General features: G+C 47.6%; 26 protein-coding genes. 24 read left to right on the forward strand and 2 right to left on the reverse strand.

What is annotated here, in order from left to right:
• The 6 genes from AB1797_04845 to AB1797_04870 form a co-directional block, all read left to right on the forward strand.
• Positions 1-625 (forward strand): hypothetical protein (locus AB1797_04845; GenBank protein MEW5766940.1); only part of this gene is annotated, 625 nt, incomplete at its 5' end.
• 275 nt (positions 626-900) lie between these two features.
• The gene (locus tag AB1797_04850) at positions 901-1,464 is read left to right on the forward strand and encodes a Uma2 family endonuclease (GenBank protein ID MEW5766941.1); all 564 of its coding nucleotides are present in this window, start codon (positions 901-903) and stop codon (positions 1,462-1,464) included.
• Positions 1,465-1,508: 44 nt separating this feature from the next.
• Positions 1,509-2,348 carry a HEAT repeat domain-containing protein gene (locus AB1797_04855; protein MEW5766942.1) on the forward strand — a complete coding sequence of 280 codons (840 nt, stop codon included), beginning with the start codon at positions 1,509-1,511 and terminating at the stop codon, positions 2,346-2,348.
• Between the two features lie 130 nt (positions 2,349-2,478).
• Positions 2,479-3,108, forward strand: a complete 630-nt coding sequence (locus AB1797_04860; protein MEW5766943.1) for a hypothetical protein — start codon at positions 2,479-2,481, stop codon at positions 3,106-3,108.
• 155 nt (positions 3,109-3,263) lie between these two features.
• Positions 3,264-3,398: a hypothetical protein gene (locus AB1797_04865; GenBank protein ID MEW5766944.1), complete on the forward strand. Its 135-nt coding sequence runs from the start codon at positions 3,264-3,266 to the stop codon at positions 3,396-3,398.
• A 320-nt stretch (positions 3,399-3,718) separates the two neighbouring features.
• Entirely contained in the window at positions 3,719-7,135 is a 3,417-nt protein-coding gene (locus AB1797_04870; protein MEW5766945.1) for a hypothetical protein, read from the forward strand.
• On the opposite strand, the gene AB1797_04875 is transcribed toward AB1797_04870, so the two are convergent.
• Entirely contained in the window at positions 7,122-7,337 is a 216-nt protein-coding gene (locus tag AB1797_04875; GenBank protein MEW5766946.1) for a hypothetical protein, read from the reverse strand. The two genes, AB1797_04870 and AB1797_04875, sit on opposite strands and share 14 nt — an antisense overlap.
• A gap of 168 nt (positions 7,338-7,505) precedes the next feature.
• On the opposite strand from AB1797_04875, the gene AB1797_04880 reads away from it, so the two are divergent.
• The 15 genes from AB1797_04880 (at position 7,506) to flgC (ending at position 23,450) form a co-directional block, all read left to right on the forward strand.
• The gene (locus AB1797_04880) at positions 7,506-8,696 is read left to right on the forward strand and encodes a hypothetical protein (protein MEW5766947.1); all 1,191 of its coding nucleotides are present in this window, start codon (positions 7,506-7,508) and stop codon (positions 8,694-8,696) included.
• 326 nt (positions 8,697-9,022) lie between these two features.
• Positions 9,023-10,333: a protein translocase subunit SecD gene (secD, locus tag AB1797_04885; protein MEW5766948.1), complete on the forward strand. Its 1,311-nt coding sequence runs from the start codon at positions 9,023-9,025 to the stop codon at positions 10,331-10,333.
• A 299-nt stretch (positions 10,334-10,632) separates the two neighbouring features.
• Positions 10,633-11,517 carry a protein translocase subunit SecF gene (secF, locus tag AB1797_04890; GenBank protein MEW5766949.1) on the forward strand — a complete coding sequence of 295 codons (885 nt, stop codon included), beginning with the start codon at positions 10,633-10,635 and terminating at the stop codon, positions 11,515-11,517.
• Between the two features lie 81 nt (positions 11,518-11,598).
• The gene (locus AB1797_04895) at positions 11,599-13,593 is read left to right on the forward strand and encodes a bifunctional (p)ppGpp synthetase/guanosine-3',5'-bis(diphosphate) 3'-pyrophosphohydrolase (protein MEW5766950.1); all 1,995 of its coding nucleotides are present in this window, start codon (positions 11,599-11,601) and stop codon (positions 13,591-13,593) included.
• A gap of 9 nt (positions 13,594-13,602) precedes the next feature.
• Positions 13,603-13,896: a BON domain-containing protein gene (locus tag AB1797_04900; GenBank protein MEW5766951.1), complete on the forward strand. Its 294-nt coding sequence runs from the start codon at positions 13,603-13,605 to the stop codon at positions 13,894-13,896.
• A gap of 282 nt (positions 13,897-14,178) precedes the next feature.
• The gene (locus AB1797_04905) at positions 14,179-14,400 is read left to right on the forward strand and encodes a helix-turn-helix domain-containing protein (GenBank protein ID MEW5766952.1); all 222 of its coding nucleotides are present in this window, start codon (positions 14,179-14,181) and stop codon (positions 14,398-14,400) included.
• Positions 14,387-15,211: a tetratricopeptide repeat protein gene (locus AB1797_04910; GenBank protein MEW5766953.1), complete on the forward strand. Its 825-nt coding sequence runs from the start codon at positions 14,387-14,389 to the stop codon at positions 15,209-15,211. The genes AB1797_04905 and AB1797_04910 overlap by 14 nt, the downstream gene beginning before the upstream one ends.
• Positions 15,211-16,326 (forward strand): DNA-processing protein DprA, encoded by a 1,116-nt coding sequence (gene dprA, locus AB1797_04915; protein MEW5766954.1) that lies wholly within the window; start codon positions 15,211-15,213, stop codon positions 16,324-16,326. The genes AB1797_04910 and dprA overlap by 1 nt, the downstream gene beginning before the upstream one ends.
• A gap of 23 nt (positions 16,327-16,349) precedes the next feature.
• Positions 16,350-18,563, forward strand: a complete 2,214-nt coding sequence (topA, locus tag AB1797_04920) for a type I DNA topoisomerase (GenBank protein MEW5766955.1) — start codon at positions 16,350-16,352, stop codon at positions 18,561-18,563.
• Between the two features lie 245 nt (positions 18,564-18,808).
• Positions 18,809-19,708: a tyrosine recombinase XerC gene (xerC, locus tag AB1797_04925; protein MEW5766956.1), complete on the forward strand. Its 900-nt coding sequence runs from the start codon at positions 18,809-18,811 to the stop codon at positions 19,706-19,708.
• A 262-nt stretch (positions 19,709-19,970) separates the two neighbouring features.
• A complete protein-coding gene (gene hslV, locus AB1797_04930) occupies positions 19,971-20,501 on the forward strand; it encodes an ATP-dependent protease subunit HslV (protein ID MEW5766957.1) in 531 nt (176 codons plus the stop codon).
• 67 nt (positions 20,502-20,568) lie between these two features.
• Positions 20,569-21,945: an ATP-dependent protease ATPase subunit HslU gene (gene hslU, locus AB1797_04935; protein MEW5766958.1), complete on the forward strand. Its 1,377-nt coding sequence runs from the start codon at positions 20,569-20,571 to the stop codon at positions 21,943-21,945.
• A gap of 210 nt (positions 21,946-22,155) precedes the next feature.
• Positions 22,156-22,584: a flagellar basal body rod protein FlgB gene (flgB, locus tag AB1797_04940; GenBank protein ID MEW5766959.1), complete on the forward strand. Its 429-nt coding sequence runs from the start codon at positions 22,156-22,158 to the stop codon at positions 22,582-22,584.
• Positions 22,585-22,676: 92 nt separating this feature from the next.
• Positions 22,677-22,844: a hypothetical protein gene (locus tag AB1797_04945; GenBank protein MEW5766960.1), complete on the forward strand. Its 168-nt coding sequence runs from the start codon at positions 22,677-22,679 to the stop codon at positions 22,842-22,844.
• Positions 22,845-22,895: 51 nt separating this feature from the next.
• Positions 22,896-23,450: a flagellar basal body rod protein FlgC gene (gene flgC / locus AB1797_04950; GenBank protein ID MEW5766961.1), complete on the forward strand. Its 555-nt coding sequence runs from the start codon at positions 22,896-22,898 to the stop codon at positions 23,448-23,450.
• On the opposite strand, the gene AB1797_04955 is transcribed toward flgC, so the two are convergent.
• Positions 23,432-23,680, reverse strand: coding sequence for a hypothetical protein (locus tag AB1797_04955; GenBank protein MEW5766962.1), 249 nt, complete (start codon positions 23,678-23,680; stop codon positions 23,432-23,434). The genes flgC and AB1797_04955 overlap by 19 nt on opposite strands.
• A 167-nt stretch (positions 23,681-23,847) precedes the next feature.
• On the opposite strand from AB1797_04955, the gene fliE reads away from it, so the two are divergent.
• The 3 genes from fliE (at position 23,848) to AB1797_04970 (ending at position 26,491) form a co-directional block, all read left to right on the forward strand.
• Positions 23,848-24,162, forward strand: a complete 315-nt coding sequence (gene fliE, locus AB1797_04960; protein MEW5766963.1) for a flagellar hook-basal body complex protein FliE — start codon at positions 23,848-23,850, stop codon at positions 24,160-24,162.
• Between the two features lie 181 nt (positions 24,163-24,343).
• On the forward strand, positions 24,344-26,023 hold the full coding sequence (gene fliF / locus AB1797_04965; GenBank protein ID MEW5766964.1) for a flagellar basal-body MS-ring/collar protein FliF: 1,680 nt from the start codon (positions 24,344-24,346) through the stop codon (positions 26,021-26,023).
• Positions 26,024-26,179: 156 nt separating this feature from the next.
• Positions 26,180-26,491, forward strand: coding sequence for a hypothetical protein (locus AB1797_04970; GenBank protein ID MEW5766965.1), 312 nt, complete (start codon positions 26,180-26,182; stop codon positions 26,489-26,491).
• Positions 26,492-26,640: the final 149 nt, after the last annotated feature.

Consider the following 26,640-nt stretch of genomic DNA (forward strand, 5'->3'; position numbering starts at 1 on the left):
GGCCAAGCTGGACAAGGCTGAAGAGAAACTGGATAAGATGGAGATCAAGCTGGATAGATTACAGCCACAAGTAGATGAGGCGGGCAATGTTATTCCGGTGCCGGGGATCGCTAAGATCGAGGCCAAGGCCGATAAATTAGAAGCCAAGTCAGACCGGCTGGAAAAGGAGATGGGGAAGATCTCGGATGAACTCCTGGGAGGGCCAATAACTCCAGTAACACCAGGAGCCACGGCGGTCAGACCTACCCCTGAACTAAGACCGGCGCGTAAGCCCAGTATCCGTGAATTGATTGACAAATTGGAGACCAAGTTGGATCAATCTCAACAGACTCCTGGCCAGACAGACGAGGTCGGCCGCAAGTTGGAGGCCATCGAAGCCAAGCTGGATGACGGTTTCCCGACCATCGGCCAGCCTATCGGCAAACTTGAATCCAAGCTGGATCGCCTGGAATCTAAGCTCGATCAGACAGGAAATCAAAACATTATTGAGGTCTTAAGGAAGATCGAGGCTAAGCTTGACAAGCTGGAAGCCAAGGTTGACAGGCTGGAGGCCAAGTTCGATCAAGGACAGTCAGGCGCCATCCAACCAGGTGGAACAGGCACGGTAGCTCCACGCCTAAGATGAGACAAAGTTAAGAACCTCATTAGGCGCCATCCAACCACCACGTGGAACAGGAACGGTAGCTCCACTCCGGTAGAACTAATCTCTGGGGTAGGGCGGCCTGGCGTCCTGTCCCAAAGCTGAAGGCTGAAGGCTGAAGGCTGAACAACAGCCTTCAGCCTAACAGCCTTCAGCCTAAACAGCTTCTCCGTGTCTCTGTATCTCTGTGCTGAACGATTACAAAGGGATTAACATTATGGTCTGAAAATGACTAACAATATATTAGAGGAGGGATGATTATGTCAACCGCTACAGCTATTGATTTGAAAGAAGATATATGGACATACGAAGATTATTTACATCTTCCTAATGATGGTAAAACATATCAAGTCATTGGAGGTGAATTGTTTATGGCACCAGCTCCCTTAGTCTATCATCAAACATTATCAAGGAATTTAGCGTTTATTATCTGGAATTTCGTTAAAAAGCACGATTTAGGGGAGGTTTTTTTTGCCCCAGTAGATATAATCTTTAGCCAAATAAATGTTACTCAACCTGATATAATCTACATTGCCAAAGAAAGATTAGGAATAAAAAAAGAGAAGGGGATTTTTGGTGCTCCTGACTGGATTATTGAGATTCTTTCGCCATCTACCTCAAATTTAGATTTAAGGATGAAGAAGCAACTTTATCAGAGCTTTGGGGTTAGAGAATATTGGATAGTTGACTCATCAGAAAAAAAGCTACAGGTTTATTTTTTAAAAGGTGGTAGTTACACTGTAAAAGAGGTGTATTTTCAGACAGATGTAGTTGAAGTAAAAACAATAAAAGGCCTGAAGATTAATCTGGCAGAGGTTTTTTAAAGGTTAACCAGCAACAATATCAGATTAAGATTAAGGAGGGAGATATGATATCTAGGCTATTCAGGATGTTTCAGTTGATGGGTTGTCTGGGAGTGGTGATTCTTTTGGGAGCTGGTTGTGCGAAAGAAGAAAAAAGGGTCAAGGACCTGGTGAAGCAGCTTCAGGGTGATTATGCGGGCCGGTCTGCGGCCAGAGAAGAGTTAATTAAGATTGGATCGCCGGCCGTGTCGGCCCTGATAAAGGCCTGCGCCAGTGAGGACGGCAACCTGCGTTGGGAGGCAGTCAATACCCTGGGCTATATCAAGGACCCGCAGGCTATCCCGGCTGTCCTGAAGGTGGTTTTAGGAGACGACGATGTCCATGCCAGATGGCGAGCTATCTGGGCTATTGGGGCCATTGACGACGGCAGCGTCGTGCCTCAACTGATCAAGTCCTTAAAAAGCAGAGATGACAAAATTGTCTGGAATGCGGCGGTGGCCCTATCTGCCTTTGATCGCCCCGAAGGGGCAAGTATCCTAATGGGAGGACTCCAGGCTAAAGATGACTGGACACGATGGGAGGCGGTCAATGCCCTCGGCCGGGCTTACAATGAAAAAACAGTGGCGGTCCTTTCGGCCATGATGAATAAAGTCGACAAAAACCTCCGGCAGGAGATCGTCCTTTCGCTGGGTAAGATCGGAGATACTCAGGCGCTATCCACTTTGATTTCAGCCATTTCTGACACTGAGCCGGATGTCAGGTGGCGGGCGGCTATGGCCCTGGGCCAGATAGGGGACGCCTCGGCTGTGCCGGCCTTGAAGGCTCGTCTCAAAATAGAAGATAACGACCTGGTTAAGGAAAACATCACCGAGACCTTAGCTAAGCTGGAGAAGCCTGTCTCATAGAGTTTAAGTAACGGCAAGAAGGGGGTGAGGCCTATGATAACCTAAACCATTCTCTTTGCCTACAGGTGGGAGAGAGATGGGGTTGTTCTACTTCAACAGCCTGATAAATTCAGAAGGAGGTGTTGTCGTTATGGCAACCATCAAAAGAGTTATTTCCATCATTAGTGTTTTCAGCATCCTGTTAATAGCTGGATCCGTCTTGGCTGGGGTTGGTGGACCAGAACCCACCAGTCCTAAAGCAGGAGGGCCTGGCGGACCTCCTGTTCCTATTCAAAACTGGACATCAGTTCTTAAATCACATGCTGACTGGCTCAAAAACAAACCGGAAGGATCGGGGGACTACAGCATCAACATAGCTCTGGTCTACAACAATCAGGACGGCGAGGCCGGTTATGCTGAGGGTGGGCTTCGTTTAGTGACGGTCACTCAGGGTAAGCCGCCCCATCAGGCTCTATTGGGCACTTTCCTTCAGGGCGAGGTGACCCTTTATAAGAACACTGAGCGATGGGGTGAGTTTGATCCGGAGGATCCGGAAGCGATCGATCCTGGGGTGGGGGGGAAGTACCCCTTCGATCCAAACCAAACGGAGCAGGTTGAGGTAAAGATCGACGTCAAGACAGGTCAAGTTGACATCGGCGCCTCAACCATCACCAAACCGGAATACTCCAAGGGGGTCGCCTTCGGCTTCGAGAAAAAACTATCAAAGCCCAAGTATTATGTCATAAGTCTGAACAGGCAATTTGTGCCGCCTTTAAGGTAGAGTTGCCTATTGCCTATTGGCTCTTTAACCCAAAGGGACCAAAGGGACTAAAGGGACCAAAGGGACTAAAGGGACTAAAGGGACCAAAGGGACTATTGGCTATTGCCTATTGTCCATTGTCTGAACAGGCAATTTGAGCCGCCTGTAAAGTAGAATTGCCTATTGCCTATTGGCTCTTTAACCCAAAGGGACCAAAGGGACTAAAGGGACTAAAGGGACTAAAGGGACTAAAGGGACCAAAGGGACTATTGGCTATTGCCTATTGTCCATTGTCTGAACAGGCAATTTGAGCCGCCTGTAAAGTAGAATTGCCTATTGCCTATCGCTATTGGCTATTGGCTATTGGCTAACCCAGACACCAGGAGTTTGACAGACTCCTGGTGTCTAACCCTCTGTTTACTCTAAGCCAGAAAAAACCGAGATATCTGATGCCGAAATAGAAAATCTCCTCGTAATCGTTCACCACAGAGACACTGAGACACGGAGAATGATTTTAGATTTTTCTCAGTGTCTCTGTGTCTCCGTGGTGAGGTGAACGATTACAAAATCTCCTCCAGGAAATGGAAAGATACCGGGACTTAATGACATGATCCTCATCCGTATTATCGTAATGCTGGTGGCTGTTTTGGCGGCCGCCTCGGTTATTAAGGCTCAGGAAGAAGAGGGCTTTCGCCTGGGGAATCTACCTGAATATGTCACCCTCTCAGGAACAAAGCGTGTCAGCACTTCTTATACCCAACTTAAAGGCCAGACAAGGGCCCTGACACCAGAGGGAGTCAATATTAACCAGAGCTTGAATCTACTCCTGGAAGGCCGGGTGAATGACCGGGTAGGCGCCCATCTGAGGTATGATGACTCTCAAGAAATGGCCTTGGAGATGCGTCTGGACTATCATCAGGGTCCGCTTGAGGCCTCCTTTGGTGATATTGAGCTTTCCCTGAGTGAAACCGAATTTACCCAGGTCAATAAGAGCCTCTTTGGCCTCTCCGCCACCTCAGAATTTGGGCCGGTCAGGACCACTCTCTTTGGCGCCCGAACAAAGGGTGTCTCCCGAACAAGGGTCTTTCGGGGGACTGCTATCCAGGGAGAGATAAGCTTTTATGCCTCCGATTACCAACAAAGAACCTACTATCAACTACCTCATCAGCCGGTGATCCTTGACAGCGAAACAGTTATCTTTAGTAACTTACCAGGAGGAGAGCAGAAGCAAGAAAAGGGCATAGATTATGAGCTTGACTATACCGAAGGGATATTGAACTTAACTGAGCCACTGGAGACGAACACTACCCTTAAAATATCCTATCAGCATAATCAGGGGACCGTGGAAGGGTTGGTCATCGCTGACCCTTCCGGGAGCGTGGATTACGAGATAAAGGGCAAATATTACTGGTTAGGCCAGCGAAACCTGATAGAAGGGAGTGAATCAGTCTGGGTAGATGGGGAGGCTCAAACAAGAGGCGTTGATTATACCCTGGACTACCAGGCTGGAGTTATTGCCTTTACGGTTCCCTTTGATCCCCCAGCCGCCTCTATTGAAGTTGCTTATGAATATCGTTTCAAGGCGTACTACTTAGATTCCCCGGTGGTCTTTGGGAGTGAAAGGGTGCGGGTAGACGGAAGAAGCCTGAGCCGGGGTGGAGACTACGCCATTAATTACCAGACCGGTTTACTTACCTTTTTTGACCGGGCTGAGTCCATTTTTGAGGATTCGGTGATCATCGTTGATTATCAATTTGAGGAAGAAGGGGCCTACGGACAGGATGCGGCTGGAATAAGGGGAAAGTATCAGGCCTTTGACTGGTTTGGACTGGGAGCGACTTACCTCTATCAGGCTGACCGTCGAGTATCGGTGGCGCCCAGCCTCACCTTTTCTCCGGGCAGTCTTCAGGTTTTCGGCTTTGACGCCAACCTGACTCTGGGAGAACATCTTAACCTTGAAGGAGAATTGGCCGGCAGTAAAGAAGGGTTCAAATATGACTCCCTCCTCTTGATAGATGATTTTGAAGGGGAAGAGGTTATTTATGACGGGGAGAGCAGACCTAACGGCCGCTGGAGGGGCATTGAATCTGAAACCGAGCTTCAACTTCGATTGGCTACCCGGGAACAGCAGCCGGATAAGGTCCAACATCCAGGAGAAGCCGGTAATTTTCAGACCCTGGAATTAACCTATCTGTCTGGAGAGTCAAGTATTGAACAGGTCTTTGACTTACCTCTTGACCTTTCTCCTTATTCATCTCTCGCTACTTGGGTCTATGGTGATGAAAGCGGCTCCCTCTTAAAGATCGACCTGGCCTCAGGCAGCCAACACCTGTTTTCCTTTAGCGAAATTATCGACTGGTCTGGCTGGAGAAAAGCCAAGTTTTCTTTGGATTCACCGGCCACGACTACAGGGAATCCTGATCTGGCCAGGATCAATCGCATCCGAATTACCTTAGAGGGGAATCAGGCTGAGGGATGGTCAACTATCTGGCTTGATGACCTGGGTGTTTCCGGTCGTAAACCAGCGGATGGAACAGCCAAACGAGCCGCCGCTAAATGGAAAAGTGAAAGGGCCTGCCTGGCAGCTACCTTCAGGGATCTGGCCCCAGGATTTTATCCCTTTGAACCCTACTACCAAGTAGAGGAAGATATAAATGACATCAGGATATACGATATTGAGGCCAATCTTGACCCTCTGAATTATCTCTGGGTGGGAGGGGGCTACAAGAACCGGCTTCGGAGAAAGTCCAGACCCCTGGAAGAACGGATTCAAGCCTATATATATTCAACCTCCCTGGGCTTAGGCAATAAACAGGGATCACGGTTTGACCTTGGATTTGCCCAGGAAAAGGAACACGACTTAAAAGATATTCATTCCCTGGATCATATCAAGACCGACTATTTAGTCTCCTTCAATATTCTAACTGAATCCACTCCCTTGATGGGCGCGGCCCTTGATTTCTTTGGCCGGCATAAATTGACTGACTACAAGGATCAGGCCCATGCCAGCCACAATCGTTCTAATCAGAGCTACTTGCGGATGCAGATAGCACGCCGGGAGGGGATTAAGATTATTCCTTCCTATCGGTTGAAGCAGGTTAATGATAGGCTCACCCATCAAAAGGTGAGCCGCAGCGAATCTCTGGATATTGACTTGGACTTAACTCCTTCTGACAAATGGATCGGATTTGTCCGATATACTACGGCTGATCAGGATAGTTTTGGAATTGAGCGAAAGGACATTACTAAAAGCGGCCTCATCAATACTCGATTTACCCCCTTTGACTCACTCCGGATGGAGACCAACTACGAAACCAATTACTTTAAGGCCAGAGAAGGAAGTTCAGAGGACATTAGCCGGGATAGACGGGGGGATCTCAAATTCTATCTTACCCCCTTTTCCTTTATGAGCACCACCCTGGGAACATCGTGGGCTAAAAAAATAGGGGCAAGCGGCTCCAGCACCAAATCAGAAGGTTGCTCCGCAGACCTCAACTTTACCCTACTGAAGATTATCAAGCCGCTCAATGCCGTGGCCCTGGCCTCTAATCTTAAAACCCGGTATGACCGAAAAAAGAACTACCAGGCTGAAAGATCAAGTGTTACTGAGACATATACCGGCACCTGGCAGACAAATTACAAAAAGGGGATTTCGACTGAATTTAATTATACTAAGACGATTAGAGATGGATCTCCCCAAACTAAAACACCTTATCTTATGCTTTCCTTCTCTCCCCGGAAATATCTGACCGTAAGCACAGATATGCGGTTAGAGGTCAACGAGGTCACGAAGGCGGAAAACAGGACCTATTCTCTGGGCATTGATTATCGGATCAGACCCAGCATGCAGATGAGCTTCCTTCATAATTGGCTGAATGCCAATGAGGCCAGTATGACCAAAAGGATAACCACTCGTCTGGTCTGGGATATCACTGATTATATCAACTGTGACCTAAGGTATGACTGGAATGACTTTGATGAGACCGACAGGGATGAGGCTGATTATTTCTCTCATCAGGTGAGTATGGATGTGGTCAGCAGTTTTTAGTGTCTATCCCTAAACCGATCCGAGCCGCCACCGCGTAGGGAGCGACCAGGGGCGCCCGTAACCGTTCAGCCATCAAGGCACGAAGACACAACCTCGATCCTCGATCCTGGATGCTCGATTCTGGATGCTCGATCCTGGATACTGAATCCTTTACCAGCATCGAAGATCGAGTATCGAGCATCGAGGATCGAGCATCGAGCATCCAGCATCATGTGCTGAACGGTTACAACTCTTTTTATTTTATCCGTGCTAATCCGTATCAATCAGTGGCTGAACAGTTACCCCAAAAAATATATTGACAAAAGACACAGGAATGAGGTATGATAACCTGAAATGGATTACGAAACACTCTCTGGGGGAGTGATTGATCTTGCCTTTCTGGCTCTTTTTCCTTTCATTACTGCTTCTTTCGGTAGATTCACCTTTAAAAATAGAGGTAATGGCCTTGGATCAGGCAGAAGGAAAGAAGGGATTTGTCTCTTTGGATAGCAAAGTAGTGGAGGCGGCCCGGTCTGACCCGGCCTTGGATGAGAATTTAATCGCCGAGTTGCTCAAAAAGCAGGAGGCCAAGATAAAGGCCGGCAAAGAATCGGGCTTGATTTTAGAAAAACAGTCACTGATAGAGATTAAAGAGGAAGGTAGGCAAGAGGAGACTAAAAAAGATTTACCGGTAATCGAATCAAAATCAAAAGAGAAGAGGGTGACCCAAAAGGAGAAGGCACAGGCTGATTCGCGATCCAGGGGGAAGAGGGTGCCCCCTAAAAAGAAGGCGCTGCCTCCCCTGATTAAGGAGGTAAATATCCGAGAAATAGAGGAAAAGAGCCCGAAAAAGACTGAGCCTGGGGGAGAGAAATTTGTGTTCAGTGAAGAAGGTGAAATAGCTGATTTTCTTAGAGGGAAAAAAAGAGATTCGGAGTTATCCCTTTATCAAATGGGAATGTGGGGAAATGAGCCGGATAACCTGGAGCCGGTGGGCGGGTTGGAAACATCGCAGGTAGAGCCGGCTGCTCAGCCTCAAGATAGTAATAATTGGAGACAATTTTTCAGTGGGGCCAACTGGTTGAATTCCAGGAATACTATCCTGTTTTTATCAGGTGTGAGCCTTATTTTATTAAGCGGGTATTTGATTAGTAAAAGAAAGAAGTCTATGGCCAGGCGTGTCCCCGAGCGAGAGAGAATTAAGGCTCTTTATGGTCAGATGCAGGCTAATCTTGAACTTAGAGCCGCTCAGAATATAGGATCTCTGGATAAAAAAATCGAAGAACTTAAAGGGCTCATTAAGGAGATGGATGATAGACTGGATAGATTGGAATCCTCTGATAGCCGCGTGAGCAAAAGGGTAGAGCGAAAGCCCAGTATTACTAAAGAAGTAACTCCATCCCGGATAGCTTCAAGGTCAGAAGAGCGGGCCGAGTCGGGTTGTTCTCGGATATACCGTCTGAATGATGAGGGTTATGATCCCCTTTCTATTGCCAGGCAAGTAAATATGAGCCGAGGTGAAGTGGAGTTAATCCTGGGACTTCGAAAGGCCAAAGGCCGGGTAAATCAGTTTGATATCTGAGACAGCAGACAGTGGACCGTAATCAGTAGACCGTCAAAGTAGAGTTACCAAAAAATAAATTAGTTTAGTCTCGCTCTCCTTTTAACACTGAAAGTGTTAAATTTCACATAACCGTAGATGTAATCTACGGGAGAAAAGCTCCTGTTCAGCACTCGACCCTGAAAGGGTCGAATTTTATCCATGTTTTGAAATTCAACCCTTTCAGGGTTGAGATGGGGTAGATATTTTGTTTCCGCAGGTTTCACCTACGGTTATGTGAAATTCAAACCTTTCAGATTCGATAAAAAAGATGGTTGAAAAATGACGAAACTATAGAGGAGGTAGATATGCAGAAAAGATTAGACTGGAAAATAGGGCTTATTATTATTGTTTTAGGGTTGTCCGGTTTTTTTGCTTACCCTCCCTCTAAAAAGATCAATCTGGGGTTGGATCTACAAGGCGGGATGCATATTGTTCTTGAGGTGGATACCTCTAAATTAAAGGAGGGTGAAGACCCATCGGATGTGGTGGATATGGCCCTTGAGATTATTCGCAATCGGGTAGATAAATTTGGAATAGCTGAGCCTTCTATCCAGAAGCAGGGTAACAACCGGATTGTGGTTGAGTTGCCGGGGATAGATGATCCTGAGCGGGCCATTAATCTTATTGGTAAAACAGCCCTCCTGGAGTTTAAGCTGGTGGCTGACGAGGCCGATCTGGACAAGGCTTTAAAGGGCGAGATTCCGGAGGGCTATGTCCTTGCTTACCAGGAAAGTAAAGATAGTGGTGAAACGGCTCCTTTTCTTTTAAAAGAGCCGGCGGAGCTTACCGGGGCCACTTTGACTAATGCTATGGTCAGGTTTGATTCGCAGTTTAACCAGCCTTATGTTAACTTGAGCTTTAATCCAGAGGGGGCAAAGCGATTTTCCGAGGTTACCGGCGCCAATATAGAAAAGAGGCTGGCTATTGTTCTTGACGGGAAGGTAAAGTCGGCGCCGGTGATACGGTCAAAGATCCCGGATGGGGAGGCGATGATAGAGGGGAACTTTGACTACGAAGAGGCCCATGACCTGGCTATTGTTCTTCGGGCCGGCGCCCTGCCTGCTCCGGTTGAGGTGGCCGAGAATCGGGTTATTGGCCCTTCTTTGGGGCAAGACTCGATTAACAAGGGAATCCTGGCCTGCCTTATCGGAAGCGGTTTGGTTATTGTCTTTATGGCGGTCTACTATAAGTATTCGGGTTTATTGGCTAATCTGTGTCTTTTGTTTAACATAGTTATTATTCTGGGGGTGATGGCTCTGTTTAAAGCCACCCTTACCCTGCCTGGTATTGCCGGCATACTCCTTACTATTGGTATGGGGGTTGATGCCAACGTCCTTATCTTTGAACGGATCAGGGAAGAGCTCAGGGCGGGTAAAACGGCCCGAACATCTATTGCCGCCGGTTTTTCCAGAGCCTTTCTTACCATTCTTGATGCCAATGTGACCACCTTGATTACCACCTTTATTTTATTCCAATTCGGCACCGGGCCGATAAAGGGATTTGCCATTACACTGAGTACTGGAATCCTGGCCAGTCTCTTTACGGCTCTCTTTGTCAGCCGGGTTGGCTTTGACCTGGTGATGAAAAGACGTCAGATAACGCGGGTGAGTATTTAATTGTAACCGTTCAGCCACAGATGCACACAGATGAAACACGGAAAATCCGTGAGCCGTGTCCGTGATTCGGGTCTGTCCTTAGGCTGTAGGGACAACCCTTGTGGTTGTCCGTCTACGGAACGGACATGGACAAGCACGGACAGGGACAAGCCCTGTCCCTACACTTCCGCCTTCTGTCCTGTGTTATTTATCTGTGCTAATCCGTGCAGCTATACCTGAACGGTTACATTTAATTAAGGTTTCGAATTTCGGGTTAAGTCGGAACCTGAAACTGGAAACTGGAAAAGAGGTGAATCGAAATGAGGTTTGATTTTGATATTGATTTTTTAGGGTGGCGGAAATTTGCCTTTATTTTATCCGGAATTATCATTATGGTGGGGATAGTTTCTTTAATTGTTAAAGGCGGTCCGAAGTATGGTATTGACTTTGCCGGCGGAACCCTTGTTCAGATTAAATTTGCCCGGCCGGTAACCGTCACTACCCTGGAACAAATGAGAAATGCCCTGGCCAAGGTTGGTCTGGGGAAGAATGTGCAGCGATTGGGCGAGGAAAAGGACGAGGTTGTTATCAGAACCATTTCAGTTGACCCTTCTGGTTTGGCTGGGGGCATAAAAGGTGCCCTGGGGGATAAGTTTGGGAGATATAATATCCTCAGGATAGAGATGGTTGGCCCCAGTATTGGCAAGGATTTGAGGGGGATAGCCCTCTATTGTATTTTCCTTAGCTTAGCCGCCCTTCTTCTCTACATTACCTGGCGCTTTGAGTTTAAATTTGCGGTAGGCGCGGTCATTGCCCTTATTCACGACACCCTGGTGGTGATCGGTATCTTTTCTCTATTGGATAAGGAGTTTAACATCCCTATTGTGGCTGCCCTGCTGACTATTATCGGTTATTCCCTCAATGATACCATCGTTGTCTTTGACCGCATTAGAGAAAACTTGAAACTGTTGCGGAAGGAAGTCTATTCCACTATTCTAAATCTGAGTATTAACCAGACCCTTTCCAGGACAATTATTACGGCCCTTACGACTCTATTTACTGTCATAGCCCTCTTCATCTGGGGTGGGGAGGTCATTCATGACTTTGCCTTTGCCTTCGTGATCGGAATCATTGTCGGAACCTATTCTTCCATATATGTCGCCAGCCCAATTGTCCTGGAGTGGCACTTAAGGCAACACAAATAGGATTGCGGATTTAAGATTGCGGATTGCGGATTTCGGATTAAAACCAGTTTGCAATCCGCAATCCGCAATCCGCAATCAGAAATGGATATCGAGAAGGTTATAGAACAAGTTAGGTCATATAATCCGGAGGCTGATTTTGAACTTATCAAAAAGGCTTACTGGATAGCCGCTATTGCTCACCAAGGGCAACAGAGGCTCTCCGGTGAGCCTTTTATTTCTCATCCCCTCTGGGTGGCTTACATCCTGGCTGAATTGAAATTGGATGTAGTAACTATTGCGGCTGGTCTTCTACACGATGTGGTGGAAGATACTATCCTCATTCCGGAGGAGATCAAAGAGTTCTTTGGCGATGAGATTGCGGGTTTGGTGGATGGAGTAACAAAATTAAGGGACATAGCCAGGCAGAGTCGAGAGACCAGGAGGGTGGAGAACCTCCGTAAGATGCTTATGGCTATGGCGGCGGACATTCGGGTTATTCTTATCAAGCTGGTTGACCGTCTTCATAATATGAGGACCTTAGGGTCGCTGGAGCGTGATCGTCAAATTCGAGTGGCCCATGAAACCCAGGAAATTTATGCCCCCCTGGCCCACCGACTGGGAATAGGCAGGATAAAGGCGGAACTGGAAGACCTGGCTTTACTATATCTGGAGACGGAACGCTACAAGGAAATTAAGGAAAAGGTGGCGGCTGATAAGCAAAGACGGGAGGCGTATATTGAAGAGGTGAAGAAGATTCTGGAAGAGAGGTTGAAGGAAGTTGGCATTAAAGCCGTGGTTACTGGTCGGTCTAAACATTATTATAGTATTTATCGCAAAATGGTCTCTCAGAATAAAACATTTGAGGAAATCTATGATTTATTTGCCCTTCGGGTGATCACCAACTCGAAACAAGACTGTTACGGGGTGCTGGGTATTGTTCATGCTCTCTGGAAGGCCAGGCCGGGAAGGTTCAAGGACTATATAAATATGCCCAAGACAAATATGTATCAGGCGATTCATACGACGGTTATGGGGCCTCATAACCGGTTAATGGAGGTTCAGATAAAAACTAAAGAGATGCATGAGGTAGCCGAATATGGGGTGGCCGCTCATTGGCGTTATAAGGAAGGCAAACCGAGAGATGCTAAATTTGATGAGAAATTAGCCTGGCTGCGTCGAATTGTTCAAACCCAGGAAGAGTTGGGGGATGAATGGGATTTTATGGATGGTGTGATGACGGACCTCTTTGCTGATGAAGTCTTCGTTTTTACGCCTAAAGGAGAGATCAAGGCCTTACCCCGTGGGTCAACCCCCATAGATTTTGCCTATAGTATCCATACTGATGTGGGCAGTCATTGTAAGGGAGCCAGGGTGAATAATCGAATTGTCCCTTTGAGGTATAAGTTGATCAGTGGCGACATTGTGGAGATAATGACTTCCCCCAGGGCGCATCCTTCTCGAGATTGGCTTGGCCTGGTTAAGACCGTCCGGGCCAGGGGAAAGATTCGCCAGTGGCTGCTCAAGTCCAGGGTTGAAGAGGTAGAGGGCGAGAAACCCCCTTCTAAGGATGAGGCAGGTAGAGAATTCCATCCACCTTCCCAGGCGGGTTGGCCACTTCCACTGGTAAAGCCCCGGCAGCGGGCTTCTTCTACTGGGGTGAGGGTTTCCGGAGTTATGGATATGGATGTCCGGTTTGCCAAGTGCTGCAGTCCTGTGCCGGGAGATAAGGTCGTAGGTTATGTGACTCAGGGCCGGGGGGTTTCTATTCACCGGAAGGATTGCCCTAATATCCTTGCTTTACCCGAGATTTCCAAACGGCGTCTCCCTGTATCCTGGGATCAAGGTTCATCAGCCTCCTTTGAAGTGGGCATAACCTCTCTGGCCCATGATAGGGCGGGACTTATGGCGGATATGCTGGCGGCCATTTCGGCCACTCAAACTACCATTAATGCCGCTGATGCCAGAAAAACCGAGGATAGTATGGCTACATGTCATTTTACCGTCCTTATTAGCCATCAGACCGAACTGGAAGACATTTTAAAGGCATTGGAGAAGGTCCCCGGTGTGGTTAAGACCTATCGGAGTAAACCGATCTAAGTTCAAGAGATGAAAGAAGACTGGGCCATCAATGTTGAGGTTAGATCAGAATTGGTTAAAAGATGGATAGATGTGAGGAAGATTAGTATAAGCACTGTCTCCGGAGTGGTTCATCTTAAGGGATCGGTTGTCTTTAGAGAAGATAAAGATTTTTCTTATCGAGAGAAACCCCAAATAATGAAACAACTCGAAGAGGTTATCAAGAGGCTTCCAGGGGTAAAGGCCATTAAGTTCAGATTGGCTAATTGGGTCAAAGTAGACGGTTGCTGGCAAATGTTAGATAGTAACTACTTAGGTGAGTAAGGCTGAAGGCTGAAGGCTGAAGGTTGAAGGTTGAAGGCCTTCAGCCTATCCCCCTGAGTAGTTACAAAAAATTTAAGGATGGCTTAAGAAATTACTTGACATATTTAGAAAGAGATTGTAATATGACCCTGATAACTTATCCAAAGTTATCAGGAATATGACAAAGTTATTCGGTAACCGTTCAGGTATAAAAAAGGGGATAAGGAGATGTTTGGTTTCTGGCTGACACAGGTGCGGCTCGCCTTCAGCCTTCAGCCTTGAACAGTAAGAGGTAAAGACAAGATGGCTACCTTTATAATGGAAGACCTTGCGGAAGAACTTTCAGGAAATGATCTGGAGCGGATGTTGAGTGTAAGCGAGGCGGCTGAACTCCTGGGGGTGAGTAAAACCACCATTCGCCGCTTCAGTAATTCCGGTCATTTAAAAAGCTACCGGATTGGTCCGGGTAAGCATAGGCGGTTTAAAAAGAGAGACGTCCTGGAGGTTCTAAATGCGGATTATTAATATCTTAATAGTCCTGACCTTGACCTTTTTAATCGCCGGCTGTGGTGATCAGGCCAGCAAGTATTACCAGCGAGGGCTTGAATACAGCCGCAGCGATAAGCCCGAGGACTGGGAGCGGGCCATCGCCGAGTTTAAGAAGATTATCGAACTGAAGGTGAGAGCCTATGACAGGACGGCCCATCTTTATCGAAAACTGGGCGATCATTTACTGAGTAGAGGATTTTGGGATGAGGCCATTAAGTACTACCGTCAGGCCCTCGAGCTTCAGCCTGGCCTAGCTGAGCTTCATTACTCTTTAGGTATATGTTATGCTAACAAGGGGGTATTGGAAGAGAATTATTTGGCTGAAGCGATCAAGGAGTATGAGGCCGCCATCAGGCTGGATGCTGATTTTGCTGAACCCCATTATGGATTGGGAATGGTCTATTTTTTTAAAAAAGGAGAGCACGAGCGCGGGATTGCCTATTTTAAGGAAGCGATCAGGCTTGAGCCCAAATACGCGGAGGCTCATCTGGCTTTAGCTAAAGCCTACTATCAACTTCATCGGTATGAAGAGGCCTTAGCTCGATACGACCATGTGATCAAGCTTTATCCCTCTAAGATGCAGGTGGTGGCTGATTATCATTACAACAAAGGTGTTATTTATAAAGAGATGGGACAAAGACACAAGGCCATTGAGAGTTTTAACCGGGCGGTTGACGTTGACTACTATCACGGCGAAGCCAGGGAAGAATTAAGAGAATTGGGGGTCACTCGCTATGACCGTTTGGACAGGATAAAGGAAGAATTGCGTAAGGGAGTTAACCGGTAATGACCGAGCAGGAATCCTGGTTGGCGCTGAATATGGTTTCGGGAATCGGCCCTTTGAGGTTTCGCTCACTTCTTCGTCATTTTGGGTCTGCCCAGCGGGTTCTCGATGCTTCGGTTAAAGAGCTTTCCGCGGTAGAAGGATTTGGTCAAACCCTGGCAGAGGAGTTAGTGAAAGAAAGAAAAGAGCTGGATGTTGAGGCAGAGCTGAAATCTCTCCAGAAGATGGGGGCCGTTCTCTTAACCTTGAAAGATGAAGATTATCCGGCTCATCTGAAGGCCATTTATGATCCGCCTCCGGTGATTTACCTTAAGGGGGGGATAAAGAAAACCGATCGGATCGCCCTGGCTGTGGTTGGTTCTCGGCGGACAACATCTTATGGCCGGGCGGTAACCAGGCGGTTGGTTATGGGTTTGGCCGCCAGGGGTTTTACCGTGGTGAGCGGCATGGCCAGGGGTATTGATACGGCTGCCCATCGGGCGGCTTTAGACTCTGGTGGACGAACGATGGCCGTTTTGGGTTGCGGCCTGGACGTTATATATCCGCCGGAAAATAAGCAGATTATGGAAGAAATTGCCGAAGCCGGGGTAGTTATGACAGAGTTTCCCCTTACTACCCCGCCTGACAAAGGCAACTTTCCCCGACGGAACCGGATTATCAGTGGTCTTACCCTGGGAACACTGGTGGTTGAAGCCGGTGAACGGAGCGGGGCTTTGATTACGGCTGATTATGCCCTGGAGCAGGGCCGGGAGGTGTTTGCTGTCCCGGGAAGGGTCGATGGCTGGGAGGCCCGGGGATGTCATTGGTTAATCAAACAAGGTGGGGCCAAGTTGGTTGAAGCGGTGGAGGACATTGTCGAGGAATTTAGCCCCCTTTTGGATTCGTGGCCGATGGAACCGTTAAAGCCTGATAAATCTCAGCCTGTTACGGTGATGCCTGAGTTAGCTAAAGAGGAAAAAATCGTCTACGACCTGGTTTCCGACCAGCCTGTTCATATTGATTCCCTGATTAATCATTCCCATTTGACGGTCCCCCGAGTTAACACCATCCTGTTAAGCCTGGAAATGAAGGGACTTGTTCAGCAGCAGAGAGGGAAGATGTTTGTAAGAAACCATTAATTAAAAGGAGAGAGGCATATCCTATGAACCACAAATCCTTAGTTATCGTTGAATCACCAGCCAAGGCAAAAACCATTAACCGCTATCTGGGTAATGAATTTCTAGTCAAGGCCTCGGTCGGCCATATTAAGGACTTGCCTGAGAATAAGATAGGGGTGGATATAGAGAATAAATTTACTCCCCAATATGTGATTATTAAAGGCAAGGGTAAAGTTATCAATGAGCTTAAGACAGCCGCCCAGACGAGCAAGGCTATTTACCTGGCTCCGGACCCTGATCGGGAAGGAGAAGCCATCTGCTGGCATCTGGCTGACGAGTTGAATGGCGCAAGAACCTCTATCTATCGGGTTATCTTCAACGAGATTACCCGTGAAGGGATCGCCGCCGGGATGGCCAACCCGGGACAAATTGATCTCAATAAAGTTAATGCCCAACAGGCCAGGCGGATATTAGATCGTCTGGTGGGTTATAAATTGAGTCCCCTGCTTAACAAAAAGGTTCGCAAGGGTCTTTCAGCCGGGAGGGTTCAGTCGGTGGCTGTTCGTCTTATCTGCGAGCGCGAACGCGAGATAGAGGCCTTTGTCCCTGAAGAATACTGGTCAATCGAAGCCGAACTGAAAAAAGAAGGCGGGCCTTCCTTTACAGCCAAACTGGAAAAGATAAAGGGTAAAAAGGCGGACCTTAAATGTGAGGAGGATGCGAAGGCGGTGGTGGCTGAGCTTGGTCAGGCCGAATTCAAGGTAACTAAGGTGGAGCATAAAGAAAAGAGTAGGAAGCCTGCGCCTCCTTTCATTACCAGCACCCTTCAGCAAGAGGCCTCAAAGAAGCTTAACTTTGGGGTGAAAAAGACCATGCAGATAGCCCAGCAACTTTACGAAGGGATCGAGCTGGGTGATGAAGGTCCCACTGGTCTCATTACTTATATGCGAACTGACTCAACCAGGGTGGCGGCTGAGGCTCAGGCCGCGGCTAGGGGATACATCAAAGGTCGATATGGGGCGGACTATATCCCGGACAAGATACCGGTCTACCAAAGCAAGCGTGGTGCCCAGGAGGCGCATGAGGCTATTCGGCCTACTTATTGTGAAAGAATCCCGGATGAAATAAAGAAATATCTGGAGAAGGATCAATATCTGCTCTATCAGCTTATCTGGTCTCGCTTTCTGGCCAGCCAGATGAGTCCGGCGCAAGTAAAGACTACCAGTGTAGATATAGAGGCTAAAGATTGCCTCTTCCGGGCGACCGGCTCTGAGATATTGTTTCCCGGCTTTATGACCCTTTATGTAGTTGAGGATGAGAAAAAGGAAGAGGGAATAGGGGTTTTGCCGCCGTTGGCTAAGGGTGATATCCTGATTTTACTTAAGTTGACCCCCAATCAGCATTTTACTCAACCCCCGCCGCGCTATAATGAGGCCAGCCTGGTAAAGACCTTAGAAGAGAAGGGGATTGGCCGTCCGAGCACCTATGCCGCTATCATTGGTGTCATTACGGCCAGGGATTATGTAAAACGTGAGGGGGGACGGTTCTATCCTACTGAACTGGGGATGTTGGTGAACGATCTCTTAGTAGAAAATTTCCCCCGGGTGTTAGATTTTGGATTTACGGCTGATATGGAAGACAACCTGGATAAGATAGAAGAGGGAAAGACAGAGTGGGTTAATGTCTTATCCGACTTTTGGGATGATTTTGAACAGACCCTTAAAAAAGCTCAGGGTGAAATGAGAAATGTCAAGAAGGAACAAGAGGTAGTCACTGATCAGGTTTGTGAGCTTTGTGGGGGGAAGATGATTGTTAAGACAAGTCGATGGGGAAGCAAGTTCCTGGGCTGTGAGAATTTCCCCAAATGTCGTTCGACTAAACCCTTAGAAGAAGAGGCCGAAGAAACAAACGAGGTCTGTGAGCTGTGTGGGGCTAAGATGGTGGTTAAGAGAGGTCGATATGGTCTCTTTCTCTCCTGTAGTCGATATCCGGAATGTAAGTCCACTAAACCTATTACCCTGGGGGTCCCCTGTCCGGTCAAGGGCTGTGGAGGTGAGCTGGTGGCCAGACGGTCAAAAAAGGGACGGACCTTCTATGGCTGTAGCCGCTATCCTGACTGTAGCTTTGTGACCTGGTATGAGCCGACTTCTGAAAAATGTCCTAATTGTAATGGTCTTTTGGTCAAGAAGAAGAAAAAAACAGGGGACACCTTGAGTTGTATCTCGGAAGAGTGTAAGTATGAAGCTATCTCCTCTTGAGTTGTAACTACTCAAGACTAAGTTAGGCAGTTAGTTGGGCAGTTAGTTGGGAGACAAAGCAAAATTCCCTCTCCCCTCCCCTAACTCCTCCCATCAAGGGAGGGGAAGCTCTTATGCCAACGCTGTCGGTACAAAAGGAGATGAAACTTAACCCATAGCACTATAATCTGTAATGAGCTTACTTTTTTAACTTGATTTTGAGTAAATATTTCGAGTTCAAGCATCTACTTTGGTGAGGACGGTGGGTGGTAAAGCTATTGGAACAAAACTCGAAACTTAAGATAGATAGGTTTATTCAGCATCTGGAAGGAGAGAGGAATCTCTCCCCGCATACCCTGAAGGCCTATCGGGAGGATTTAGAAGCCTTTGAACAATTTATCAAGGAGGTCGGTGGACCCGAGGTTGATCAATCCCTAATCAGGCGTTATTTAGGACATCTTCGAATCAAGAATTATTCCAGGCGGTCTATTGCCCGCAAATTAGCCAGTCTGCGCGCCTACTATCGTTTTCTTCTTGAACAGGGCCTAATAGATACTAACCCGGCCTACAACCTGGCCGGTCCCAAACAAGATTCCAGGCTGCCGGCTTTTCTTTTTCAGGATGAGATAGATACCTTGCTTAATATCCCTAAAGAAGACAATATCTTTGGCCTGAGGGATAGGGCTGTTTTAGAGATGCTTTACACCAGCGGGATGCGAATTAGTGAGCTTACCGGTTTAAACATTGATTCTATTGATTACCTGGCCGAAGTGGTAAAAGTGCGGGGTAAGGGAGGCAAAGAGAGGCTGCTTCCCCTTGGTTCTTATGCCATGCAGGCCCTGCAACGGTATCTTAGTAAACGGGATAAACTGGTAAAAGATAGATCCGAGAAGCCGCTTTTTTTAAACAGGTATGGAAAACGTCTGAGTGGCAGGTGGATTCGGGTGATGCTTAATCGGTATATCAGAGAGGCAGCCCTTAACAAGCGGGTAAGTCCTCATACTATCCGTCATACCTTTGCCACCCATCTTTTGGATAACGGGGCTGATCTCCGGGCGGTTCAGGAACTTTTGGGCCATGTGAGCCTTTCTACCACCCAGATTTATACGCACGTAAGCGGAGAGAGGCTGAAGGCGGTCTATGAAAAGGCCCATCCGAGGGCGTAAGACAATGGCGGATTGCGGATTGCGGAATGCGGAATGGAAGATAAAAGATTCGGTAACTACTCAATCTTCAGCCTTCAGACTATCTGCCCGAGTAGTTACGTTTATTCAATTAAGACGGTGAAGAGAAACAAGTAGTGAAAAAAACAAGTCGCCATTCGTCATCCGAAATCTGAAATCAAAACCATAGTAGTTACGTTTATTCCATCAAAACTGCGAGGAGAAACAAGGAGTGAAAAAAACAATCCGCAATCCGCAATCCGCAATCCGAAATAGGGGGACTACCATAATTGCGGTCAGACACAAAGGAGAGGTAGCTATCGGAGGTGACGGCCAGGTCAGTTTCGGTGAAGCGGTGGTGAAGCATAAGGCCAAAAAGATAAGACGGATGTATGAAGACAAGGTCCTGGCCGGGTTTGCCGGAACAGCGGCTGATGCCTTTACCCTATTTGAAAGATTTGAAGGCAAATTAAAGGAGTTTCGGGGCAATCTCCCGCGAGCCGCCGTAGAAATGGCTAAGGACTGGCGAAAAGATAAATTCTTAAGGAGATTAGAGGCCCATTTGGCGGTGGTAGATAAGGAGCATTCCTTTATTATCTCCGGCAGTGGTGATGTCCTGGAGCCGGATGATGGGGTTGTGGGCATCGGTTCGGGCGGGAACTATGCGGTGGCGGCCGCCAGGGCTTTGATCAAGTATGCGGATTTAAATGCGGAAGCTGTTGTTAAAGAGGCGCTTACTATTGCCTCAGAGATATGCGTCTATACCAATGACCAGATTACGGTCGAGCGACTTTAAGGGTAGTTTCGAATTACAGCCCATATAGTCCACATAATTCCTATTGGAGGTGCATAATCAATTGGCTATTAATGGCTTAACGCCGAAGGAGATTGTTAAAGAACTGGATAAATATATTATTGGTCAGGACGAGGCCAAGCGTGCCGTAGCTATTGCCTTGCGCAACCGGGCCAGGCGGCAGCAGTTGCCGGAAGAATTGCGGGAAGAGGTGGCGCCCAAAAATATCATTATGATCGGCCCTACAGGGGTGGGAAAGACAGAGATCGCCCGGAGACTGGCCAAATTGGCCCAGGCCCCTTTTGTCAAAGTGGAGGCCACCAAGTTTACTGAGGTGGGTTATGTTGGCCGGGATGTAGAGTCTATGGTCAGGGATCTGACCGGAATGGCCGTGAATATGGTTAGGGCTGAGGAGATGAGTAAAGTGGAGGATAAGGCCGCTCAGGCCGCCGAAGACAGGCTCCTTGACCTCTTGCTTCCCAAATCCCGATCCCGAAAGAAAAAGTCGCCCGAGGATTCCCTGATGAGGGAGTTGGGTTTGGACGTGGAAGCTATGCAGGAAGAAAGTAGAGAGACAACCCGGGAAAAATTTAGGAAGCAGCTTCAAGAGGGTAAGCTTGACCACCGGATGGTTGAAATCGAAACGAAAGAGAGTGGTCTGCCCAATGTAGAGGTGTTTGCAGCGGCTGGCCTGGAAGGGTTTGACCTCAATTTTAATGAAATCTTTTCTAATATTATCCCGCCTAAGGTCAAGCGGAGGAAAGTAAAAGTCAATGAGGCCCAACGTATCCTGGCTCATGAAGAGGCCCAGAAGTTGATTGATATGGAAGAGGTAACCAAACTGGCCATAAAAAAGGTGGAAGATAGTGGGATTATATTTCTGGATGAGATAGATAAGATTACCGGTTCCGGAGGCGGCGTCGGGCCAGATGTTTCACGAGAGGGCGTCCAACGGGATATTCTACCTATTGTTGAGGGGTCAACCGTCGCTACCCGATATGGGCATGTGAAGACAGATCATATTCTTTTCATTGCGGCTGGGACCTTTCATCATTCTAAACCCAGCGATCTCATCCCTGAACTTCAGGGTAGATTCCCCATCAGAGTAGAGCTTTCCTCTTTAACTGATAAGGATTTCAAGCGAATCCTGACCGAGCCGGAGAGCGCCTTGATTAAACAATATGTAGCCCTACTGGCTACCGAGGGAGTAAAGGTAGAGTTCCTTCCTGAGGCCATTGATGAGATAGCCCAAATTGCCTCGCAAGTTAATGAAGGCACAGAGAATATAGGGGCCAGGCGTTTGCATACTATCCTTGAGCGGGTAATGGAAGAAATATCTTTCAATGCACCAGAGGATGGTAAGAAGATGACTATTGACGCGGCTTACGTTCGTCAGAGATTGGAAGAAGTGGTCAGAGACGAGGATCTGTCGAGGTATATCCTTTAAGTTTCGAGTTTCGGGTTTCGAGTAAAACATATACGAAGGAGGACCTGGTTCCTCGTTTGGGCCAGTCGGGGTAGAGTCCACCGTCTATATAGTCCACATAGTCCATATAGTCCAGAGAAAACAACTCAAACTCATTAAAATGTGCTAAACCCTAGGGCATATTTTGACGATATTTAAGGTATAGAACGAAAAAAAGGGAGGGGATTTAATATGTTCAATGACTCATCGATGATGCAAACCATCAATATCCTGCATCAGGGTCTTAATACGGCCTCACTCCGCCACGAAGTCATCTCGCACAACATCGCCAATGTCAATACACCTGGTTACAAATCCCGACAAGTGAATTTTGAAACACATCTGAGAAGTGCCCTCCATGAAGAGGGTGAGTTAGAGTCTATTTCTACTAACCCGAGACATATCCACTTTGGGGGTTGGCCTGATCCGTCTAATGTCGGCGCTGAGATTGTGGTTAATGACGACCTCTTTTACCGGAATGACACCAATAGCGTGGATATCGATCAGGAGACCTCTATTATGGCCAAGAATACCATCATGTATAATGCCTTATCTACCAACATAGGTGGATTCTTCAGGACCCTTCGAGAGGTGATCAGAAGTGGAGCGGGCGGCGCCTAATAACTAAGACATTGCGGATTTTTCCGATTTCGGATTTTCGGAAGGCGGAGGGCGGATTAAAAATCTGGTAACCGTTCAGCACATGATGCTGGATGCTGGATGCTCGATGCTCGATCCTCGATGCTGGTAAAGGATCCAGTATCCAGGATCGAGCATCGAGCATCGAGTTTGTGCCTTCAGACTTCAGCCTTCCGCCTATCCACCTGAATAGTTACCGAAAATCTTTTATTCCGCAATCCAAAATCCGCAATCCGCAATGAGAGAGGATGTGACGATTAATCATGTGGAGACTCGAGAGTATTGATCACGTAATGGGCATAGTTGGTCGAAGTAGGAGACCTGAAGCAGCCGGGAGACTCTTTACCGCCATTGATGCCAGTGGCTCAGGGATGACGGCAGAGCGTCTTCGGATGGACATAATCGCCAACAATATTGCCAATGTCAATTCGACCCGAACACCGGAAGGAGGTCCCTATCGTCGAGAACAAGCCATCTTTACCCCCAGGCCGGCGGGTTGGCATTTTCCTATCCCCTTTGGTAATATTTTAAATTTGGTCGATCAATTGAAAGCTAACCAAACTGATCCCAAGCATATCCCTTTTGAAGACGAAATTGGTTCAGGCCCCTACCCTCGACGAGGGGTGAGGGTTTTAGCCATTGTCAAGGATCAGTCTCCCTTTCGGATGGAATATCAACCTGGGCATCCTGATGCCGATAAGAGAGGATATGTGCAGATGCCCAATGTTAATATAGTCCATGAGATGACCGATATGATATCGGCTTCCAGGGCCTACGAGGCCAATGTCTCAGCCGTGCAGTCAGCCAAAAATATGATGATGAGGGCACTTCAGATAGGCAGAGCGTAACGATGACGGATCACGGAGGGCAGATGACGGCGTAACCTGGATGCTCGATGCTCGATGCTCGATCCTTGATCCTCGATCCTGGATACTGAATCCTTTACTAGCATCGAGCATCGAGCATCGAGCATCGAGCATCGAGCATCGAGCATCGAGCAATGTTCTGAAATCAGAAAGGGGGGAGGCGGATTACAGATTACAGATGGCGGAATAAAGATTTTGGCCTTGTTCATCATTTGAGCCGCTCAGGATAGAGTTCACCGTCCACACCGTCCACCTCGTCCATACAGTCCATAGAAAGCACCTCGCCCCCTCTTGACCGTGAACCGTGGACCGTGGCCGAAACGATGAACAAGACCAAGATCTTTAATCCGCCATCCGAAATCTTTAATCCGAAATCAAGATGGTTGGATCAGTAGATCTATTTTCGCTCAGACCCGAGCCATTAATGAAGGAGGGTGAAGAGCCTAAAAGGAAAGAACAAGCAGCCCCTAATATGGTTAACCTCTTTTCTGAAATAATGAAAAAAGGATTAACCGCTACGAATAATCGAACTTTAGAGGCTTGGGATTTGGATAGAAAGTTGGCTTCAGGTGAGGTTACCAATATCCATGATGTTATGATTGCGGCTGAGAAAGCAGGTATCGCCCTTAATTTTACTATGGAGATTAGAAACAGGATTATAAGAGCCTACGATGAGATTATGCGGATGAGGTAAGAAATAAGTAAGCGTTCAGCCACTAAGGCACAAACTCGATGCTCGATGCTCGATCCTGGATACTGGATCCTTTACCAGCATCGAGGATCGAGCATCGAGCATCCAGCATCATGTGCTGAACGGTTACAGAAATAATTGATAATTATCGGGAGCGTTCAATAAGCCTTGGGGGGGGAACTAAATGAACGAATTCTTGACCCGCTTGATCCAGCAGGTCCGAACTGTCTGGCAGGGACTTACCCGGAATCAGCGGATAATGATAATTTCCGCGGTGGCGGTGGTGGGAATAGCTCTGGCCGGCTTGATCATCTGGGCAACGCGCGAGGAGTATGTGGTCCTTTATTCCAAAATAGACGCCCAGGAAGCGGGCCGGATAACGGCCAAGTTGAATGAATGGAAGCAGGAGTATCGGTTAGACGGGACGACTATTCTTGTTCCGATTAAAGATAAGGATAACATAAGACTAAGATTAGCTTCAGAGCAGCTCGCCCCCACTGGTGGAATGGTCGATTTTAGTATCTTTGACAAGACGAAATTGACTATGACAGACTTTGAACGCCAGATTAACTTCCTTCGAGCCCTCCAGGGAGAACTCACTCGAACCATAAAATCCCTTGATCAAGTAGCCGATGCCCGCGTCATGATTGTTATGCCCAAGAAGGACCTTTATGTCGAAGAAGAGGAACTGGCTACGGCTTCGATAAAGTTGGAATTACGTCCCTATACCACCCTTGATCCTGGTCAGGTTAAAGGGATCATTTATCTGGTTGCCTCAGCCGTGGAAGGACTTTCTCCGGAAAATGTGACTATTATCGATCAAAGAGGTAACATCCTCTCTGATGTCCTGGATGAAGAGGCTACTTTGGAAAAGAAGGCCGGAGACCAGTTAGATAGGCAGAGGGAGGAAAGTAATCGGTTAGCCCGCAAGATCAGACAAGTTTTAGCGCGGGTCCTTGGTCCTGATAAGGTGGAAGTCATTGTTAAGTGGGAGATGAACTTTGACCGGTTGGAAAGCAAGGCCAAGAAATATACTAAGACACCCGGGGCCTTTGGAGAGCTTGAGGCCTTAAAAGTTAGTGAAGAGACAGAAAAAGAGCAATTCAAGGGATTGGGACAAAAGCCGGAGGGGCCGCCGGGAGTAGAATCCAATATCCCCACTTATCAGGGCATAAGCGAGATCAAGGGGCCTTTGGAATATAATAGAGATGAGCAACGAACCAACTATGCCCTTAATGAGGAGGACATTTTCCAGATTCGTGCGCCGGCCATAACCAAGATCGCCGTGGCTGTATTTGTGGATGGAACCTATAAACGGGATAAAGATGGAGAGATGGTTATGGATGAAAAAACCGGCTTGCCTGTCTACCAGCCCAGGACAGAGGAAGAGATGGCTAAATATGACGATTTAGTTAGGGCGGCCATTGGGAATGAAAAAGAAGAAAAAGAAGCCGGCCGGATGTATGTGGTTAAGGTAAAGAATATTCAGTTTGATCGCACTCAGGAATGGGCATGGGAGAGAAAGCTAAAGGCCGAGGCGGCCAGAAAACAGATGGTGTTATACAGTCTCCTGGGAACAGTCCTTACGGTGCTTCTTTTATTTTTAGGGGTCAAATACGGAAAGAGATATTTGGCTGAGAGAAGAAGGCGCAAAGAAGAAGAAGCCCAAAAGAGGGAATTTGAGGAGGCTGAGCGTGCCAGGTTGGCTGCCGAGGCAGAAGAGGCTGAGGCCGAATTTGCGGGTCTTTCCTCGGAAGAGAGGGCCAGATTGGAGTTGCAAAAGGCGTGTATCGGCTTAGCTCAGGATCAGCCGGAATTGGTGGCTAATTTACTTCGCAGTTGGATGGCGGGAGAGGTGGAATAAAAGAGCGGCCTTGTTCATCGTTTCGGCCAGTCGGGATAGAGTCCACCGTCCACACAGTCCACACCGTCCACATAGTCCATATAGTCCATAGAAAACCACTCACCAGGTATTGCCCGTGAACCGTGGCCGAAACAATGATCAAGGCCCGAAACTCGAATGATTGTCCTCCTTATCTTAGGGACGTATATCTTGTTTATCACTGGACTTATTTTTATAGAATATTTAGTCTATCTAAACTTTGAAAAGAGAAAAATAAAAAAGAAAGAAGAACTGGAAGAGAAACTGAGACAGTTAGTGCGGGAAAAACTTGCTGTGTCTAAAGTTGATAAGAAAGGAGACAAAACTTCCGGTCTTTTCCCTCAAGACAAGATCAACTTTTCTCGCCTTCAGTTATGTCTTGGGATGGCTAAAGAAAGACCTGAATTAATAGCCAATTTACTCAAAACTTGGATGGAAGAAAAAGGGTAACCGTTCAGCCACAGATGCACATAGATGAAACACGGAAAATCCGTGAGCCGTGTCCGTGATTAGGGTCTGTCCTTAGGCTGTAGGGACAACCCTTGTGGTTGTCCGTCTACGGAACGGACATGGACAAGCACGGACAGGGACAAGCCCTG

The organism is bacterium, assembly GCA_040753085.1.
GTDB lineage: Bacteria > UBA9089 > JASEGY01 > JASEGY01 > JASEGY01 > JASEGY01.